This window comes from Stenotrophomonas sp. 2694 (genome assembly GCF_040548715.1).
GTDB classification, from domain to species: domain Bacteria; phylum Pseudomonadota; class Gammaproteobacteria; order Xanthomonadales; family Xanthomonadaceae; genus Stenotrophomonas; species Stenotrophomonas indicatrix.
The window spans coordinates 181884-198920 of record NZ_JBEPSG010000002.1 but is presented as its reverse complement, the minus strand read 5'-3'; the positions used below and the strand labels follow the sequence as shown (position 1 = coordinate 198920).

General features: G+C 66.6%; 17 protein-coding genes. 10 read left to right on the top strand and 7 right to left on the bottom strand.

Annotated elements, in window-relative coordinates; genetic code table 11:
• Positions 1-42: 42 nt before the first annotated feature.
• Positions 43-1647: a murein biosynthesis integral membrane protein MurJ gene (murJ, locus tag ABIA73_RS03695; RefSeq protein WP_032951562.1), complete on the bottom strand. Its 1605-nt coding sequence runs from the start codon at positions 1645-1647 to the stop codon at positions 43-45.
• A gap of 116 nt (positions 1648-1763) precedes the next feature.
• Here murJ and rpsT point away from each other — a divergent pair, with 116 nt between their 5' ends.
• Positions 1764-2033 carry a 30S ribosomal protein S20 gene (gene rpsT / locus ABIA73_RS03690; protein WP_025873851.1) on the top strand — a complete coding sequence of 90 codons (270 nt, stop codon included), beginning with the start codon at positions 1764-1766 and terminating at the stop codon, positions 2031-2033.
• 190 nt (positions 2034-2223) lie between these two features.
• Here the strand turns inward: rpsT and obgE are convergent, their stop codons facing one another.
• The 3 genes from obgE to rplU form a co-directional block, all read right to left on the bottom strand.
• Positions 2224-3279: a GTPase ObgE gene (gene obgE, locus ABIA73_RS03685; RefSeq protein WP_025873852.1), complete on the bottom strand. Its 1056-nt coding sequence runs from the start codon at positions 3277-3279 to the stop codon at positions 2224-2226.
• A 194-nt stretch (positions 3280-3473) separates the two neighbouring features.
• Positions 3474-3737, bottom strand: coding sequence for a 50S ribosomal protein L27 (gene rpmA, locus ABIA73_RS03680; protein WP_025873853.1), 264 nt, complete (start codon positions 3735-3737; stop codon positions 3474-3476).
• An 11-nt stretch (positions 3738-3748) separates the two neighbouring features.
• A complete protein-coding gene (gene rplU / locus ABIA73_RS03675) occupies positions 3749-4066 on the bottom strand; it encodes a 50S ribosomal protein L21 (RefSeq protein ID WP_004148331.1) in 318 nt (105 codons plus the stop codon).
• Between the two features lie 317 nt (positions 4067-4383).
• On the opposite strand from rplU, the gene uvrA reads away from it, so the two are divergent.
• The 3 genes from uvrA to ABIA73_RS03660 all read left to right on the top strand — a co-directional run bounded on the left by uvrA (position 4384) and on the right by ABIA73_RS03660 (position 8590).
• The gene (uvrA, locus tag ABIA73_RS03670; protein WP_032975969.1) at positions 4384-7380 is read left to right on the top strand and encodes an excinuclease ABC subunit UvrA; all 2997 of its coding nucleotides are present in this window, start codon (positions 4384-4386) and stop codon (positions 7378-7380) included.
• Positions 7380-7787 (top strand): acyl-CoA thioesterase, encoded by a 408-nt coding sequence (locus ABIA73_RS03665; RefSeq protein ID WP_025873855.1) that lies wholly within the window; start codon positions 7380-7382, stop codon positions 7785-7787. The genes uvrA and ABIA73_RS03665 overlap by 1 nt, the downstream gene beginning before the upstream one ends.
• A gap of 77 nt (positions 7788-7864) precedes the next feature.
• Complete coding sequence (locus ABIA73_RS03660) at positions 7865-8590, top strand: enolase (RefSeq protein ID WP_354275446.1); 726 nt, start codon at positions 7865-7867, stop codon at positions 8588-8590.
• Positions 8591-8697: 107 nt separating this feature from the next.
• Here ABIA73_RS03660 and ABIA73_RS03655 read toward each other — a convergent pair whose 3' ends face one another.
• On the bottom strand, positions 8698-9147 hold the full coding sequence (locus tag ABIA73_RS03655; protein WP_059063465.1) for a copper chaperone PCu(A)C: 450 nt from the start codon (positions 9145-9147) through the stop codon (positions 8698-8700).
• Between the two features lie 35 nt (positions 9148-9182).
• Between ABIA73_RS03655 and ABIA73_RS03650 the strand changes: the two genes are divergently transcribed.
• From ABIA73_RS03650 to ABIA73_RS03635, 4 genes are all read left to right on the top strand, one after another.
• Positions 9183-9959, top strand: coding sequence for an enoyl-CoA hydratase/isomerase family protein (locus tag ABIA73_RS03650; RefSeq protein WP_059063463.1), 777 nt, complete (start codon positions 9183-9185; stop codon positions 9957-9959).
• 153 nt (positions 9960-10112) lie between these two features.
• Positions 10113-11012: an acyl-CoA thioesterase II gene (gene tesB / locus ABIA73_RS03645; protein ID WP_032951563.1), complete on the top strand. Its 900-nt coding sequence runs from the start codon at positions 10113-10115 to the stop codon at positions 11010-11012.
• Positions 11013-11015: 3 nt separating this feature from the next.
• Positions 11016-11525, top strand: a complete 510-nt coding sequence (locus ABIA73_RS03640; protein ID WP_032975965.1) for a pathogenicity-like protein — start codon at positions 11016-11018, stop codon at positions 11523-11525.
• A 148-nt stretch (positions 11526-11673) separates the two neighbouring features.
• Positions 11674-12891: an RNA polymerase sigma factor gene (locus tag ABIA73_RS03635; protein WP_032975964.1), complete on the top strand. Its 1218-nt coding sequence runs from the start codon at positions 11674-11676 to the stop codon at positions 12889-12891.
• 51 nt (positions 12892-12942) lie between these two features.
• Here ABIA73_RS03635 and ABIA73_RS03630 read toward each other — a convergent pair whose 3' ends face one another.
• A complete protein-coding gene (locus ABIA73_RS03630) occupies positions 12943-13506 on the bottom strand; it encodes an EF-hand domain-containing protein (protein ID WP_354275445.1) in 564 nt (187 codons plus the stop codon).
• A 156-nt stretch (positions 13507-13662) separates the two neighbouring features.
• On the opposite strand from ABIA73_RS03630, the gene ABIA73_RS03625 reads away from it, so the two are divergent.
• Together ABIA73_RS03625 and ABIA73_RS03620 are read left to right on the top strand one after the other, a co-directional pair.
• Complete coding sequence (locus tag ABIA73_RS03625) at positions 13663-14418, top strand: arginyltransferase (protein WP_025873863.1); 756 nt, start codon at positions 13663-13665, stop codon at positions 14416-14418.
• Positions 14419-14456: 38 nt separating this feature from the next.
• Complete coding sequence (locus ABIA73_RS03620) at positions 14457-15665, top strand: endonuclease/exonuclease/phosphatase family protein (protein ID WP_354275444.1); 1209 nt, start codon at positions 14457-14459, stop codon at positions 15663-15665.
• A gap of 112 nt (positions 15666-15777) precedes the next feature.
• Here the strand turns inward: ABIA73_RS03620 and purT are convergent, their stop codons facing one another.
• Positions 15778-16965, bottom strand: coding sequence for a formate-dependent phosphoribosylglycinamide formyltransferase (purT, locus tag ABIA73_RS03615; RefSeq protein WP_354275443.1), 1188 nt, complete (start codon positions 16963-16965; stop codon positions 15778-15780).
• Positions 16966-17037: the final 72 nt, after the last annotated feature.

Here is a 17037-nt window from a genome sequence, read left to right as displayed (position 1 = left end):
TTCAATGGTGTAACCCTGAAGTATAGCCGCCGGGAGCCACGATCAATGCCCACGCAGGTCGCGCGGACGGAAGCCCATCGCCACCATCGCCAGCAGATAGGTCAGCCCGCCACCGCCGACCAGCAGGCCGAGCGCGCCGATCCGTTCCCACACGCCCATCGACGAGAAGCCCGGCAGCCAGTACAGCAGGGCCAGCAGCACGCCGACCATCGCCGTGCACGCCAGCAACAGGCGCAGCAGGTAGCCGCCCCAGCCCGGACGCCGCTGGTAGACATCGGTCTTGCCCAGCCAGTACCAGAGCAGCCCCAGATTCAGGTAACTGGACAGCGCGCTGGCGATGCCCAGCGCCAGGTGCAGGCCGGGCTGCTTGCCCAGCGCCGCCATCACCCCCTGCGCCTTCAGCTCATCGGGCACCATCACCTGGTACAGCACCGCCAGCAGGGCGAAGTTGAACACCATGTTGGCCACCAGCGCGGCGACACCGGCGCGCACCGGCGTCCTGGTGTCCTGGCGCGCGTAGAACGCCGGCAGCACCACCTTCAGCAGCGCGAACGCCGGCAGGCCGAAGCTCAGGCCGTACACCGACAGCGCCGTCATGCGGGTGTCGAAGGCGGTGAACTGGCCGTGCTGGAAGATCGTGGAGATCAGCGGTTCGGCCAGCAGCAGCAGGCCGAGCATGGCCGGCACCGAGATCAGCAGGGTCATGCGCAGGCCCCAGTCCAGCGAGCGCGAGAAGCCTTCGCGGTCGGTGCTGACGTGGTGCCGGGCCAGCGCCGGCAGGATCACCGTGCCCAGGGCCACGCCGAACACGCCCAGCGGCAGTTCCAGGAAGCGATCGGCCAGCGACAGCCAGGACTGCGAGCCATCGGTCAGCTTGGCGGCGATGACGGTGTCCAGCAGCAGGTTGATCTGCGCCACCGACGAGCCGAACAGGGTCGGCACCATCAGCGTCATCACCTTGCGCACGCCCGGATGGTTCCAGCCCCAGCGCGGCAGGGTCAGCAGGTCGATGCCCTTCAACGAAGGCAACTGGAACAGCAGCTGCAGCAGGCCGGCGGCGAGTACCGCCCAGCCCAGGGCGAGGATCTGCTTTTCCGGGGTGCCACCCAGCCGCGGCGCCAGCCACAGCGCGCCGGCGATCATGCACAGGTTGAGGATGACCGGCGTCAGCGCCGGCATCGCGAAGCGCTGGAAACTGTTCAGCGCACCGCCGGCCAGGGCGGTCAGCGAGACGAACAGCAGGAACGGGAAGGTCAGGCGGAACAGGTCTATCAGCAGGCCCTGCTTGGCCGGGTCGGTGTCCACCCCACTGGAGAAGACCGACGCCAGCTGCGGCGCGAAGATCAGCGCCAGCGCGGTGACCAGCATCAGCACGCCGCCCAGGGTGCCGGCGGTGCGGGCCATCAGTTCACGCAGCTCGGCGTGGCTGCGGGTTTCCTTCACCTCGGTGAACACCGGCACGAATGCGGTGGCAAAGGAACCCTCGGCGAACAGCCGGCGCAGGAAATTGGGTATCCTGAAGGCGACCCAGAAAGCATCGGTGATGGCGTTGGTGCCGAAGGTCGAGGTCACTACCTGGTCCCGGACCAGGCCGAGAACCCGCGAGACCATGGTCATGCTGCTGAACGACAGCAGGCCCCGCAACATCTTGGGTGAACTCACTCAACGTCCCTCTTGACAATCGACTTGACGTACATTTCTTACGCCATCATACTAGCTAGCTTGCTGTTCCCATAACACCGATTTTTCAGGAAACCACCACCGTGGCCAATATCAAGTCCGCCAAGAAGCGCGCCAAGCAGACCGTCGTGCGCAACGCGCGCAACGTGGCTCAGCGCTCGATGCTGCGCACCGCTGTCAAGAAAGTGATCAAGGCGCTGGACGCCAACGATGCCGCCGGCGCTCAAGCCGCCTTCGCCGTTGCCCAGCCGATCCTGGATCGTTTCAGCGCGCGTGGCCTGATCCACAAGAACAAGGCTGCTCGCCACAAGAGCCGCCTGAACGACCGCATCAAGGCCCTCCAGGCCGCCTGATCCGGTTGGTTGCTGGAGCCCCGGCTCCGGCAGCACGCAAAAGCCCGGCCTCGGCCGGGTTTTTTGTTGCCTGCAATCTTGCGATGCCCGGGGTCAGATCCCTTTTCCCGCAGAAAAGGGATCCGACCCCATTCGGCCGCCAACAAAAAACCCGGCCGAAGCCGGGTTTTTCGCGGGAACCACAACGGCATTACTGCGCGTTGCGTGCCGCCTCGAGCTCGTCTTCCTTCTGGCGATCGAAGAACGCCATGATCCGGCTCATGATCGGGAAGGTGCCTTCGCGACCCAGTGCGGACACCAGGAACCACGGCTCCTTCCAGCCCAGCTCGGCGACGATCTTCTCGGCAGCGGCCTTGGCCTCGTCCTCGAACATCAGGTCGGCCTTGTTCAGCACCAGCCAGCGCGGCTTGGCCAGCAGCTCCGGATCGTGCTTTTCCAGTTCGCGCTCGATGGCACGCACCTGCTCGACCGGCGACACACCTTCCACACCACCTTCCATCGGCGAAATGTCGACGAGATGCAGCAGCAGGCGGGTGCGCTGCAGGTGGCGCAGGAACTGCGCGCCCAGGCCGGCACCGTCGGCAGCACCTTCGATCAGGCCCGGAATATCGGCGATCACGAAGCTGCGGTAGTTTTCCACCTTCACCACACCCAGGTTCGGGTACAGCGTCGTGAACGGGTAATCGGCCACCTTCGGCGTTGCCGCAGAGACGGCGCGGATCAGGGTGCTCTTGCCGGCGTTGGGGAAGCCCAGCAGGCCGACATCGGCCAGCAGCTTCAGCTCCAGCTTCAGCGTGCGCTCCTCACCCGGCTCACCCGGCAGCGCCTGGCGCGGCGAGCGGTTGGTGGAGCTCTTGAAATGCATGTTGCCCAGGCCGCCGCGGCCGCCCTTGGCCACCAGCAGGCGATCACCATGCTGGGTCAGGTCGCCGATGATTTCATCGGTGGCCACGTTGATGATCACGGTGCCGACCGGCACGGTGATGACCATGTCTTCGCCGCCCTTGCCATAGGCCTGGCGACCCATGCCGTTCTCGCCGCGCTGCGCCTTGAAGATGCGGTCATGGCGGAAGTCGACCAGGGTGTTGAGGTTTTCGTCGGCGCGGATCCACACGCTGCCGCCCGCACCGCCGTCGCCGCCGTCCGGGCCGCCGAGCGGAATGAACTTCTCGCGACGGAAGCCAATGCAGCCGTTGCCGCCGTTGCCGGCGAACACTTCGATTTCTGCTTCGTCTACCAGTTTCATTGTTTCGATGCCTGCGATGGGCGCGGCATGCACGCCGCCACCTTGATGTAGTGCCGGCCACTGGCCGACAACCGGGCGATGCCCGTTTTACCATTGATTCCAACGAAAAGCCCCGCCGAAGCGGGGCTCTTCATGCAGCGAGCTCTTCATCCAGCACGGCCATGCCGAGGCATGGGCCGCCGGACGCAGCCTTATCAGGCTTCGACCGAGACGACGCTGACGGTGCGACGCTTCTTCGGGCCCTTCACGGTGAACTCCACCTTGCCGTCCGTCAGGGCGAACAGGGTGTGGTCACGGCCGAGGCCGACGCCGGTACCCGGGTGGAACTGGGTGCCGCGCTGACGCACGATGATGTTGCCTGCTTCGATGGCCTGGCCGCCGAAGATCTTGACGCCGAGGTACTTCGGGTTGGAGTCGCGACCGTTGCGCGAAGAGCCTACGCCTTTTTTATGTGCCATGACCTATCTCCTTACTTGCTGCCACCGGCAATGCCGGTGATCTCGATTTCGGTGTAGTACTGACGGTGACCCTGGCGCTTCATGTGGTGCTTACGGCGACGGAACTTGATGATCCGGACCTTGTCAGCACGACCCTGGGACAGGACGGTGGCGGTGACCGCAGCGCCGCTCAGGGCGTCGCCGATCTTGATGCCATCGCTGTCGCCGAGCAGCAGGATGTTGTCGAACTTGATCTCGCTGCCGACTTCGACTTCGAGCTTTTCAATGCGGAGCTTTTCGCCCTGCGCCACGCGGTATTGCTTACCGCCGGTGACCAGTACTGCGTACATGACCAGACTTCCTCTGTAGTTATTGTGGTCTATGGACTGCCGCCGTCGAGGGCGGACAGGAGCGGGATTGTACGCAGAGGGGCCCGGACGGGTCAAGTCAACCCCCTGAACGGCCCGGGGGCCCCCAAGCAGGGGTCAGATCCCTTTTCACACGGTGAAAAGGGATCTGACCCCTGCCTGACAGGCGGTCTCACCGGGTGAGACACCGGGCTGGCATTGTCGCCCATTGCCCCCATCTGGTCACCTCGGTAGGCTGACCGATTGCCGCCCTATCGCTGGCCCGGCGGCCCAGCCACGCCCCCACAACCGGATTCCCCATGGCGATGGATTTCATCCGCATCCGCGGCGCGCGGACGCACAACCTCAAGAACATCGACCTCGACCTGCCCCGCGACAAACTGATCGTGATCACCGGCCTGTCCGGCTCGGGCAAGTCGTCGCTGGCGTTCGACACCATCTATGCCGAGGGTCAGCGGCGTTACGTCGAGTCCCTGTCGGCGTACGCGCGGCAGTTCCTGAGCGTGATGGAAAAGCCGGACCTGGACCATATCGAAGGCCTGTCGCCGGCGATCTCGATCGAGCAGAAGTCGACCTCGCACAACCCGCGCTCGACGGTCGGCACCATCACCGAGATCTACGACTACCTGCGCCTGCTGTATGCACGCGTCGGCACGCCGCGTTGCCCCGACCACGGCTATCCGCTGGAAGCGCAGACGGTCAGCCAGATGGTCGACCATATGCTGACGCTGGACCCGGAACAGCGCTACATGCTGCTGGCACCGGTGATCCGCGACCGCAAGGGCGAGCACGCGCAGGTGTTCGACCAGCTGCGCGCGCAGGGCTTCGTGCGTGTACGCGTGGATGGCGAACTGTACGAAATCGACGCGGTGCCGCCGCTGGCGCTGCGCCAGAAGCACACCATCGAAGCGGTGATCGATCGCTTCCGCCCGCGCGAAGACATCAAGCAGCGCCTGGCCGAGAGCTTCGAAACCGCCCTGAAGCTGGGTGATGGCATGGCGTCGGTGCAGTCGCTGGACGATGCCGCGGCAACCCCTACCCTGTTCTCGTCCAAGTATTCCTGCCCGGTCTGCGACTACTCGCTGCCGGAACTGGAGCCGCGCCTGTTCTCGTTCAACGCACCGATGGGCGCCTGCCCCGGCTGCGACGGGCTGGGCATGGCCGAGTTCTTCGACCCCTCGCGCGTGGTGGTGCATCCGGAGCTGTCGCTGGCGGCCGGTGCCGTGCGTGGTTGGGATCGCCGCAATGCCTATTACTTCCAGCTGATCGCCTCGCTGGCCAAGCACTACAAGTTCGACACCGACGCGGCGTGGAACTCGCTGCCGGCAAAGGTGCAGCAGGCCGTGCTGTACGGCAGTGGCGAGGACGCGATCACCTTCACCTACTTCACCGAGGCCGGTGGCCGCACCCAGCGCAAGCACCGCTTCGAAGGCATCATTCCCAACCTCGAACGCCGCTACAAGGAAACCGAATCGGCGGCGGTGCAGGAAGAGCTGGGCAAGTACATCAGCGAACATGCCTGCCCCGAGTGCAACGGCGCGCGCCTGAACAAGGCCGCACGCAACGTGTTCGTGGCCGACCGCCCGCTGCCGGAACTGGTGGTGCTGCCGATCGATGAAGCCCTGAAGTTCTTCAGCGAACTCAGCCTGCCGGGCTGGCGTGGCGAGATCGCTGCGAAGATCGTCAAGGAGATCGGCGAACGCCTCGGCTTCCTGGTCGACGTCGGCCTGGATTACCTGACCCTGGAGCGCAAGGCCGACACCCTGTCCGGTGGCGAGGCACAGCGCATCCGTCTGGCCAGCCAGATCGGTGCTGGTCTGGTGGGCGTGATGTACGTGCTCGATGAGCCGTCCATCGGCCTGCACCAGCGCGACAACGAGCGCCTGCTGGGCACCCTCACCCGCCTGCGCGACCTTGGCAACACGGTGATCGTGGTCGAGCATGACGAAGACGCGATCCGACTGGCCGACTACGTGCTGGACATCGGTCCCGGCGCGGGCGTGCATGGCGGCGAGATCGTCGGCCAGGGCAGCCTGCAGGACCTCCTGGATGCACCGCGTTCGCTGACCGGCCAGTACCTGTCGGGCAAGCGCGCGATCAAGATCCCGGCGCGCCGGCACAAGCCGAACCCGAAGATGACGCTGCATCTGCGTGGCGCCACCGGCAACAACCTGAAGGGCGTGGACCTGGCCATTCCGGCAGGGCTGCTGACCTGCGTGACCGGCGTGTCCGGCTCGGGCAAGTCAACCCTGATCAACGACACCCTGTTCTCGCTGGCTGCCAACGAGATCAACGGCGCCTCGCACCCGATCGCGCCGTACAAGGAGATCGATGGCCTGGACCTGTTCGACAAGGTGGTGGACATCGACCAGTCGCCGATCGGCCGCACCCCGCGCTCGAACCCGGCCACCTACACCGGCTTGTTCACTCCGCTGCGCGAGCTGTTCGCACAGGTGCCCGAATCGCGTGCGCGCGGCTATTCGCCGGGACGCTTCAGTTTCAACGTGCGTGGCGGCCGCTGCGAGGCCTGCCAGGGCGATGGCCTGATCAAGGTCGAGATGCACTTCCTGCCCGACGTGTACGTGCCGTGCGACGTCTGCCATGGCAAGCGCTACAACCGCGAAACGCTGGAGATCCTGTACAAGGGCTTCAACATCAACGACGTGCTGGAAATGACCGTCGAAGATGCGCTGAAGCTGTTCGAACCGGTCCCGTCCATCGCCCGCAAGCTGGAGACCCTGGTCGATGTCGGCCTGAGCTACATCAAGCTGGGGCAGAGCGCGACCACGCTGTCCGGTGGTGAAGCGCAGCGCGTGAAGCTGTCCAAGGAACTGTCGCGCCGCGATACCGGCCGCACCCTGTACATCCTCGACGAGCCGACCACCGGTCTGCACTTCCACGACATCGAGGCGCTGCTCGGCGTGCTGCACAAGCTGCGCGACGAGGGCAACACGGTGGTGGTGATCGAGCACAACCTGGACGTCATCAAGACCGCGGACTGGATCGTCGACCTGGGTCCGGAAGGCGGTCATCGCGGCGGCACCATCCTGGTGACCGGCACGCCGGAAGACGTGGCCGCGTGCCCGGATTCGTATACCGGCCAGTTCCTCGCACGGATGCTGCCGTCCACTACTGCGCGACCTGACCAGCCCGCCGCTGTGGCCAACAAGCCCGATGCGCGCCCGCCGCGCAAGGTGAAGCCCGAGAAGCCGGCGAAGAAGGCAGCCGCCGCCAAGAGCACCGGCAAGGCCAGCAAGACCGCCACGGCCGGCACCAAGAAGAAGAAGGACGCCTGATGAGCAGCGAACACAAGATCCTGGCCCGCATTCCGATCAGCGTGCGCTGGCGTGACATGGACAGCATGGGCCACGTCAACAACGCCAAGTACATCTCCTACCTGGAAGAGGCACGCGTGCGTTGGATGCTGGGCGTGGAAGGCGTGTCGATGACCGACCGCATCGCACCGGTGGTGGCTGCCACCAACGTCAACTACCGGTTGCCGATCGTGTGGCCCAACGACATCCTGGTCGAGCTGTTCGTCGAACGCCTGGGCAACAGCAGCGTGACCATCGGCCATCGCATCGTCGACCAGCAGGACGAGTCGAAGCTGTATTCGGACGGCAACGTGGTGGTGGTCTGGATGGACACGCAGACCGGCAAGAGCGCGCCGCTGCCGGACGCGATCCGCAGCGCATCCACCTGAAGGTAGTGCCGGCCGCTGGCCGGCACTCTCCCCACCGGGCATGGCCCGGCGCTAACGTTCCACATCAAAGGACTGACATGATCCACCAGACTGAACTGCGCGACCTGCTGCCCGGCATGGTCCCCTTCCCCGCCGACGTATTCCCCGATGACCAGGCCTGGCTTGGCCAGCATCTGCTGCCGCTGCTGAAAATCGACCTCGGCGTGCTGCGCCCGGAACTGGCCGGCAGCGTGGCCACGATGCTGTGCCCGATCGAGCCCTACGACGGCTGCATCGGTGAAACCACCGAAGAACACCACAACGCGTTCACCGGCACCAACTGGATCGCCTTTGAACTGACCAGCGACAACCGCATGCGTTTCCTCGGTGAGGAGGGCTACTTCATCGGCGACCAGGTGCAGGACAAGCACGCGCTGAAGCACATCGCTGAGATGCGTGAGAGCTACAGCAAGGCACGTGCGTACTTCCAGCAGCATGGACGCCTGGCCAGCTATTCGCGCTATGGCGACGGCGAGCCCGGCGAGCAGGCGTACCTCGATGTGCTGGGCGGGCAGATCTCGACCGGCAACTGGATCGAAACCGCGGAGATTCCGGCCGCCTTCGCGCTGGCGTTCACCGAGGCTGCCGACGACCGGCATGCGCCGGACGATGCCGAGCTCGCGATCATCACCCGCGATGGCCACAAGTTCTTCGCCGTGGCCGAAGTGGCCGGCTACAACTGGTGTGCAACCGGTGCCGATGCGATCGTGATGCTGTACGAGCCGGAAAGCCGCACGGTGCTGTTCTCGTACGACTGGTCGTAAGCCCCACCGCGCTGCGCGCTCGCCGGGCATGGCCCGGCGCTACCGATGTCGATTCGGCAGTGATGCCTGGGTAGCGCCGGGCCATGCCCGGCGGAACGAGCGCCGCGTTACGGCGCGGCCTTGCGCACTATCAGGGCCGTGCTGACTTCGGTACCACCCTCCAGTTGCACCTGCAGCCACACAGGCTGCCCCTCCTCCAATGCGCGCCTGCCGTCCATCAACATCAGGTGCAGGCCGCCGGGCTTGAGCACGGCGCGTTCGCCCGGCGCCAATGGCAGGCGCTCGACGGCACGCATGCGGCTGACCCCGTCGACGATCCGGGTCTCGTGCAACGACACATCACCGAAACTCGCACTGCGCGCACCGATGATGGTCACCGCGGTGGAGCAGCCGTTACGGATCACGCCATAGCCGGCAGTCATGGGCGTCGCCGTCGGGCTGGGCGGCAGACGTACCCAGCCCTGCGAGACGGTGACGCACTCCGGCACCGCGGCCGCCGCCGATGCTGCGCCCGCACACATCATCAACAGTACGCCAACGAATGGTTTGGTTATCATCGGCCAGGTTCCTTCTTCGCAACGAGACCCGCAGCATGACGACGCTCATCGAGGTGATCAACCATGGCCCCATCCGCGAACTGCGGCTGGCGCGGCCGCCGGTCAATGCACTGGACACCGAGCTGTGCCGGCAGTTGATCCATGCCATCGAACTGGCGATGGCCGAGGACGCGCACGGCATCGTGCTGTCCGGCAGCGAGCGCATCTTCACCGGCGGCATGGACGTGCCGCACCTGCTCTCGCATGGCGATGACAAGCACAAGCTGCTGGACACCTGGAACGCGTTCTTCGGCGCGGTACGCACGCTGGCCGAGAGCCGCATCCCGGTGGTTGCGGCGATCACCGGCCATGCACCGGCGGGCGGCTGCGTGCTGGCCCTGTGCTGCGACTACCGGGTGATGGCACGCAGTGCCGATCCGGCGCGCCCGTATGCCATCGGCCTGAACGAAGTGCAGGTCGGCCTGATCGCACCGGAAGGCATCCAGCGCCTGTTGCGCCGTGCGGTGGGCGCGCACCGCTCCAGCGTGCTGCTGGCCACCGGCGCGCTGGTACCGGCCGAACAGGCGCTGCAGATCGGCCTGGTCGACGAACTGGTGGATGGCGAACTGGTGGCGGCCCGTGCGGTGGCCTGGCTGCAGGACCTGCTGAAGCAGCCGCGGCAGCCGATGCTGCTGACCCGTGCCATCGCCCGCGCCGAGCTGCACGACGCCCTGCATCCGGACCTGATCCAGCTCGAGCGCTTCGTCGAGGCCTGGTTCGCCCCGGATGCGCAGAACGCACTGCAGGCACTGGCGGCGCGTCTCGGCAAGTAAACGGTAGTGCCGGCCGCTGGCCGGCAGCCTGGCGATCCTGCCGGGACGCCTGCGGATGCCGGCCAGCGGCCGGCACTACCGAAGATGGGGCATCCGGCCTACACCGGTATAATCGACCCCTCTTTCATCGCTGTGGCCGCCCCCTTGAACGACATGCCCGAACCCGTCGTCTCCGAGCTGATCGATCTGCTCACCCTGGAGCGGCTGGAGGACAACCTGTTCCGCGGCCAGAGCCGCGACATCGGTACCAAGTACGTGTTCGGCGGGCAGGTGCTGGGCCAGGCCCTGGCGGCCGCGCAGGCCACGGTCGACAATGGTCGCCATGTGCACTCGCTGCACGCCTATTTCCTCCGCGCCGGCAACATCGACCATCCGATCGTCTACGACGTCGACCGTACCCGCGACGGTGGCAGCTTCTCGGTGCGCCGGGTGACCGCCATCCAGCATGGCAAGGTGATCTTCTTCTGCGCGGCCTCGTTCCAGCAGGCCGAATCCGGTGCCGAGCACCAGCACAAGATGCCCGAAGTGCCGCAACCGGAAGACATCGAACCGAACCGGCCGTTGCCCGCGGAGGTGCTTGAGCGCCTGCCGATCAAGGTGCAGCGCTGGCTCTCGCGCGGCGGTCCGTTCGAGTTCCGCCATGTGTATCCCCGCGATGAACTGAACCCGCCCAAGCGCCCGCCCTACCACCAGGTCTGGCTGCGCCTGAGCGAGCGCGTGGGCGATGCTCCCGAGCTGCACCAGGCACTGCTGGCCTACGCGTCGGACTTCCACCTGCTGGGCACGGCGACCTTCCCGCACGGCATCAGCTACTACCATCCGCACGTGCAGATGGCCTCGCTGGACCACGCGATCTGGTTCCACCGCCCGTTCCGCGCCGACGATTGGCTGCTGTACTCGCTGGACAGCCCCAGTGCGCAGGATTCGCGCGGCCTGGCCCGCGGCCAGTTCTTCACCCGTGATGGCGTGCTGGTTGCCAGCACCGCCCAGGAAGGCTTGATCCGCGTGGTTCCGGACCAGGCAGCAGCGGCCGCCGTGCCGGCCAAGGATTGACCGATGCGTCAGATTTTCAGCAGCCAGCGCGTGGAAACCGTGGAAGGCGTGGCCGAGCTCCTGCGCAGCCACGACATCCAGGTGAAGGTCACCAACGGACGCTCGTACAAGACCCGTCGCCGGGGTCAGTTCAGCTATACCGACCTGGGCAATGCAGGCGCCTACCCTGCGGTGTGGGTCGTGCGCGCCGACGACCAGCCGCGTGCGCGCGAAATCCTGCGCGACGCCCGCCTGCTCGACACCACCCGTCGTGACCACCCGACCGCCGAATTCGCCTTCCGCGATGATGTGCAGGAAAGTGCCGGTGGTCGTGGCTGGGCCTGGCGCATCCGCATTGCCCTGCTGGTGGTGATCGCCGGGGTGGCGCTGGTGATCGGCCTGCGCCATCGCGGTGCCCCTGCCCCAACCGCGCCGGTGCCCGCCCCGCAGGCACAGCCGCAGCAAGCACAGCCGACCGCGCCGGCACCGCCGGAAGAAGAGGAAGTGCGGGTCCGCATCCAGCCGTCCACGTAACGCGCAGGTAGCGCCGGGCCATGCCCGGCGAGCGCAGCGGCCTGACAGAAACGCCGCCGGGCATGGCCCGGCGCTACCGGGACGCGAACCGGTCACATTCGGCGCGCGCCTCCGTCATGGGACACAATCCCTGCAGGAGCCCGCCGCCATGACGATCTTCGCCGCAAGCATCGACGAAACCCTGGAACGCGAACTGCCGGCCGCCAGCAGCGGTTGCCAGCATGCCTATGGCCGCATCGTGCTGGCCTGCCAGAACACGGTCACCGCCATCGCCCTGGCCATCACCGGCGACCGCCAGGCCAGCGAGGACATCGCCCAGGAAGCGTTCGTGAAGGGCTGGCAGCAGCTGCACCAGCTGCGCAGCGCGAGCAGCTTCCTGCCTTGGCTGCGGCAGATCACCCGCAACCTCGCCCGCGACTGGCTGCGCGCACAACGTGGCCGACCGCTGAGCGGCGAGGCTGCCGAAGTGGCGCTGACCATGGCTGCGGATCCGACCCCGGGCGTGGCCGATCGCCTGCAGCGGCTGGAAGAGGAAATCGCTGCCGAAGACATCATCTCTGCCCTGCCCGCCGACAGCCGCGAAGTCCTGCTGTTGTATTACCGCGAGGGCCAGCATTCGCAGCAGGTGGCCGACCTGCTCGGGCTGAGCGACGCGGCGGTACGCAAGCGCCTGTCACGTGCCCGTGCGCAGGTGCGCGAGGGCCTGCTGCAGCGCTTCGGCGAATTCGCACGCAGCAGCGCACCGAGTGCAGCGTTCGCAACGGCGGTGGTGTCGATGGTGATGATCGCCGCGCCCGGCACCGCCAGCGCGGCGATCCTGCTGGGAACCGGCGTCGGCGTGGGTGGCAGCAAGCTCGGCCTCGGTGGCGCCAGCGCTGCCGGCGGCACCGCGCTCGGCTCGTTGACCGCCACGCTGGGCCAGCTGCAGATGCTGCCTGCGTCAAGCTGGGCCGCGATCATCGGTGGCGTCGTCGGTGGCGCGCTCGGCAGCTATCTCGGAGGGCGTTTCCTGCTGTCCTACGCAGAGACCGGTGCCGAGCAGGTCCAGGTCCGCCGCTTCGTCAACCTCAGCACCGGCACCAGCCTGGGCTGGTGCCTGGCCATCCTGTTCACCGTGCTGCTGCAGGCGCCGATGTGGGCGCAGCTGCTGGTGCTGGCACTGGGCCTGGTGGTGGTCAACTACCAGTGCCTGGTGACGCTGCGGCGAATCATGGCGCCGCTGCTCGCGCGTGATGCAGCCCGGCGTGGGCGTAACGGGATCAACTGGAAGTACGAATCCATGTACGGCCTGACCGGCATGATGGCGGTGAACCTGATCGTCATCGGTGCCCTGGCCTACACGATGACGCTCAGCGGCCGCCTGTAACGGACAACGCCGGCAGTGCGCCGGCGTTGTCGTCGATCACTGCACTGAAAATCAGCGCTGCGGCTTCGGCGCGGCGCCGTCACGCGGGCCGCCGTGGCGCGGGCCACCATGCATCGGGCCCTTGGCGGCGTCGAACTCCGCCTTGCTCAGCTGGCCATCCTTGTTGGTATCGGCTGCGGCGAACCAGGCGTCACGATGCTGCTTCATGCGCAGCTCGCGGTCGGCCTTGTCCAGGTAGCCATCCTTGTTGAGGTCGAGCTGGTCGAAACGCTCGGCCAGGCGCGGATCGGCCTTGGCTTCGTCACGGCTGATGCGGCCATCCTTGTTCGTGTCCAGCTTGGCCCAGCGCTCGCCGCCGCGACCATCGTGGCGGCCATGCTTCCAGCGCGGCAGCTCATCACGCGAGAGCTTGCCGTCCTTGTTCTTGTCCAGCTCGTCGAACTTTGCGGCCAGGCGCGGGTTGGCCGCCGCTTCGCTGCGGTCGATGACGCCGTCGCCATTGGTATCCAGCTTGGCCGAACGCTGCGCCGGTGCAGCCGGGGTGTCGGCAGCCAAGGCAATACCGGTCGCGGAGGTGCCGAGCAGCAGGGCCAGCAGCAGGGGGGTACGGATCATGGGGTCACTCCTGGGAATGGGATTGGCATCGGGGTGAACACCTCACCCTCGGAGGACAACAACGCCTGACCACGACCTCGGTTGACGCAGCCGCCCATTCCATTCATCCGGCGGACAGTCGCCGCCATTGCGACAGGCTGGAGCTATGCTGTGCCCATGGCGAGACACGGCGACAGAGACGACGAACTGCGACTGTTCCAGACCGGCGAGCACCCCTGCGGGTACTGGCCGGACCGGGTTGCACGCGACCTGGTGCTGGACCCGCAGGACCGTCGCCTCGGCGGGCTGTACCCGCTGGCCCTGAGCTGGGGCTTCCGACGCAGCGGTGATCTGGTCTATCGCCCGCATTGTGCGAACTGCCACGCCTGCGTCGCTGTGCGCATTCCGGTGGCCCGCTTCGCCCCGGATCGCAGCCAGCGCCGCTGCGCCGCCCGCAATACCGATCTGGAAGTGCGCATCACCGCGGCCATGCCACGCGAGGATCTGTTCGAGCTGTACCACCGCTACCTGGTGCATCGTCATGCCAAGGGCGGCATGGACGACCACGGCCCGCACGAGTTCGAACAGTTCCTGATCGGCAGCTGGTCGCATACGCGCTTCATGGAAATGCGCCTGCCCGGCCACGACGGGCAGCCCAGCCAGCTGCTGGGCGTGGCAGTAACCGATGTGACCGAGCACGGCCTGTCGGCGGTCTATACCTTCTTCGACCCCGCCCATGCCGCGCGCGGGCTGGGCACGTTCGCGATCCTGCAGCAGCTGGAGTGGGCCCGCCGCGAGGGCCTGCCCCACCTGTACCTGGGCTACTGGATACGTGAGCACCAGAAGATGGACTACAAGCGGCGCTATCGCCCGCTGGAGGCCTACGATGGCCGCCGCTGGCATGATTTCGATGACGAACTGGACGGACGCTGACAAACCACTGACACCGGGCCAGGTGCACAATATGGCCCATGAACGCCAAACCCCTGATTCTCGGCCTGGCCCTGCTCTGTGGCGCCGCCGCTCCCGCCTTCGCCACGTCCCCCGCGATGACCGAAAAACCGTCTGCAGCGCTGCGCCTGGCCACCTACAACACCTCGCTGTATTCGGACGAAGCCGGCGGCCTGATCGCCGAACTGGAAGGCGACAGCGAACATGCGCGCAAGATCGCCGCGGTACTGCAGCAGGCGCGCCCTGACCTGGTGCTGCTGAACGAGTTCGACTTCGATGACGCTCATCGTGCCGCCGACCTGTTCCAGAAGCGCTACCTGGAAGTGGCCCAGCCCGGTGGCGGCAAGCCGCTGCACTTCGCCTACCGCTACCTGGCGCCGGTGAACACCGGCGTGCCCAGTGGCCTGGACCTGGACAACAACGGCGTGGTCGGCGGCGAAGGCCGCGGTCGCGGCAACGACGCCTGGGGCTACGGCCTGCACCCGGGCCAGTACGGCATGCTGGTGCTGTCGCGCTACCCGATCGACGAAGCCAAGGTGCGCAGCTTCCAGCTGCTGAAGTGGAGTGCGATGCCCGGCGCGATCCGCCCGGTCGATCCGCGCACCGGCAAGAGCTTCTACAACGACACCGTCTGGTCGCAGCTGCGGCTGTCGTCGAAGTCGCACTGGGATGTACCGGTGAAGACCCCGGCCGGCGTGGTCCACGCGCTGGTCTCGCACCCGACGCCGCCGGTGTTCGATGGCCCGGAAAAGCGCAACGCCGCGCGCAACCATGACGAACTGCGCCTGTGGCAGGAATACCTGTCAAAGGGTGACAAGCCGTGGCTGTGCGACGACAAGGGCCAGTGCGGCGGCCTGGCCCAGGATGCGCGTTTTGTCATCCTTGGCGACCTCAACAATGATCCGGTCGATGGCGATGGCCGCCACGAGGCGATCGTCGAACTGATCGAGAACGCCCGCGTGCTGCGCTACCCCACCCCACGCAGCATCGGCGCCGAGCAGACCAGCCTGGCCTATGCGGCCAAGGGCATCACCCGCAAGGGTGCACCGTTCCATGCCACCGGCGATTTCGGCCCGAAGTCCGGCACCATGCGCCTGGACTACGTGCTGCCCTCGACCGGTTTCGAGTACCTCGGCAGCGGCGTGTTCTGGCCGGCCAATGAGAGTGCCGAAGCGAAGATCGCCGATGGCAGCGACCACCACCTGGTATGGGTGGATGTGAAGCCGTAACCGGGGTTGATGGGGTACCGACCAACGGTCGGTACCCACCGGAAATCTGTACCAACCAACGGTCGGTGCCCATCAAATTCGGTAGGCGACGACCGTTGGTCGTCGCTCCGTTTTACGAGCGCAGCTCGACGCCGATCGCTTCGGCGGCGTCACGCGCGATGGCGCGTGCTTCGTCGATGGAGTCCGCGCGCGCCAGGGTCACGCCCACGCGGCGGTGGCCATGCACGCTCGGCTTGCCGAACAGGCGCACGGCGGTGTCCGGCACCTGCAGTGCGGCAGCCACGTTGTTGAAGTACGGCACGCCTTCGCCATGCGCCAGCAGCGCGCACGAGGCCGATGGGCCACTCTGGCGGATCACCGGGATCGGCAGGCCGAGGATGGCCCGCGCATGCAGCGCGAACTCGCTCAGCTCCTGCGACACCAGCGTCACCAGGCCGGTATCGTGCGGACGCGGTGATACTTCGCTGAACCACACCTGGTCGCCCTTCACGAACAGTTCGACGCCGAACAGCCCCCAGCCACCGAGATCATCGGTGATCGCGCGCGAGATCTCCTCGGCACGCGCCAGCGCCTTGTCCGACATCGGTTGCGGCTGCCAGCTTTCGCGATAGTCGCCCTCCTTCTGCAGGTGGCCGATCGGCGCGCAGAACGAAGTCCCGGCGGCGTGGCGTACGGTCAGCAGGGTGATCTCGTAATCGAAGTCGATGAAACCCTCGACGATGCAGCGGCCGGCGCCGGCACGGCCACCGGTCTGCGCGTATTCCCATGCCGGGGCGATGTCCGCCTCGCTGCGCAGCGTGCTCTGGCCCTTGCCCGAGGACGACATCACCGGCTTGACCACGCACGGCAGGCCGATCGCCGCCACGGCGGCGCGGTACTCGGCCTCGGTGTCGACAAAGCGGTACGGCGAGGTCGGCAGGCCCAGCGTCTCGGCGGCCAGGCGGCGGATGCCCTCACGGTCCATGGTCAGGCGCGCAGCACGCGCGGTCGGGATCACCCGCAGGCCCTGCTCCTGCTCCAGCTGCACCAGGGTCTCGGTATGGATCGCCTCGATCTCGGGCACCACCAGGTGCGGCTGCTCCTGGGCGATCAACTGGCGCAGGGCCATCGCGTCCAGCATGTCGATCACGTGCGAACGATGTGCCACCTGCATGGCCGGGGCATCGGCGTAACGGTCGGCAGCGATCACTTCCACGCCCAGTCGCTGCAGTTCGATGGCCACTTCCTTGCCAAGTTCGCCCGAGCCCAGCAGCAGCACACGGGTGGCGGAGGGGGACAACGGGGTTCCAAGCTTGGCCATGGCGGGTTCCAGCAGCGATGTGAAGGCGGGTGGGCATTCTAGCCGGTCCAGCCGCAGTGCCTGGGCACGCCC

What these genes read in the sequence shown, in the direction of transcription:
- murJ (WP_032951562.1), bottom strand. Translation starts at nt 1,647, where the DNA reads ATGTTGCGGGGCCTGCTGTCGTTCAGCAGCATGACCATGGTCTCGCGG.
- obgE (WP_025873852.1), bottom strand. Translation starts at nt 3,279, where the DNA reads ATGAAACTGGTAGACGAAGCAGAAATCGAAGTGTTCGCCGGCAACGGC.
- rpmA (WP_025873853.1), bottom strand. Translation starts at nt 3,737, where the DNA reads ATGGCACATAAAAAAGGCGTAGGCTCTTCGCGCAACGGTCGCGACTCC.
- rplU (WP_004148331.1), bottom strand. Translation starts at nt 4,066, where the DNA reads ATGTACGCAGTACTGGTCACCGGCGGTAAGCAATACCGCGTGGCGCAG.
- uvrA (WP_032975969.1), top strand. Translation starts at nt 4,384, where the DNA reads ATGGCGATGGATTTCATCCGCATCCGCGGCGCGCGGACGCACAACCTC.
- ABIA73_RS03665 (WP_025873855.1), top strand. Translation starts at nt 7,380, where the DNA reads ATGAGCAGCGAACACAAGATCCTGGCCCGCATTCCGATCAGCGTGCGC.
- ABIA73_RS03660 (WP_354275446.1), top strand. Translation starts at nt 7,865, where the DNA reads ATGATCCACCAGACTGAACTGCGCGACCTGCTGCCCGGCATGGTCCCC.
- ABIA73_RS03655 (WP_059063465.1), bottom strand. Translation starts at nt 9,147, where the DNA reads ATGATAACCAAACCATTCGTTGGCGTACTGTTGATGATGTGTGCGGGC.
- ABIA73_RS03650 (WP_059063463.1), top strand. Translation starts at nt 9,183, where the DNA reads ATGACGACGCTCATCGAGGTGATCAACCATGGCCCCATCCGCGAACTG.
- tesB (WP_032951563.1), top strand. Translation starts at nt 10,113, where the DNA reads ATGCCCGAACCCGTCGTCTCCGAGCTGATCGATCTGCTCACCCTGGAG.
- ABIA73_RS03640 (WP_032975965.1), top strand. Translation starts at nt 11,016, where the DNA reads ATGCGTCAGATTTTCAGCAGCCAGCGCGTGGAAACCGTGGAAGGCGTG.
- ABIA73_RS03635 (WP_032975964.1), top strand. Translation starts at nt 11,674, where the DNA reads ATGACGATCTTCGCCGCAAGCATCGACGAAACCCTGGAACGCGAACTG.
- ABIA73_RS03630 (WP_354275445.1), bottom strand. Translation starts at nt 13,506, where the DNA reads ATGATCCGTACCCCCCTGCTGCTGGCCCTGCTGCTCGGCACCTCCGCG.
- ABIA73_RS03625 (WP_025873863.1), top strand. Translation starts at nt 13,663, where the DNA reads ATGGCGAGACACGGCGACAGAGACGACGAACTGCGACTGTTCCAGACC.
- ABIA73_RS03620 (WP_354275444.1), top strand. Translation starts at nt 14,457, where the DNA reads ATGAACGCCAAACCCCTGATTCTCGGCCTGGCCCTGCTCTGTGGCGCC.
- purT (WP_354275443.1), bottom strand. Translation starts at nt 16,965, where the DNA reads ATGGCCAAGCTTGGAACCCCGTTGTCCCCCTCCGCCACCCGTGTGCTG.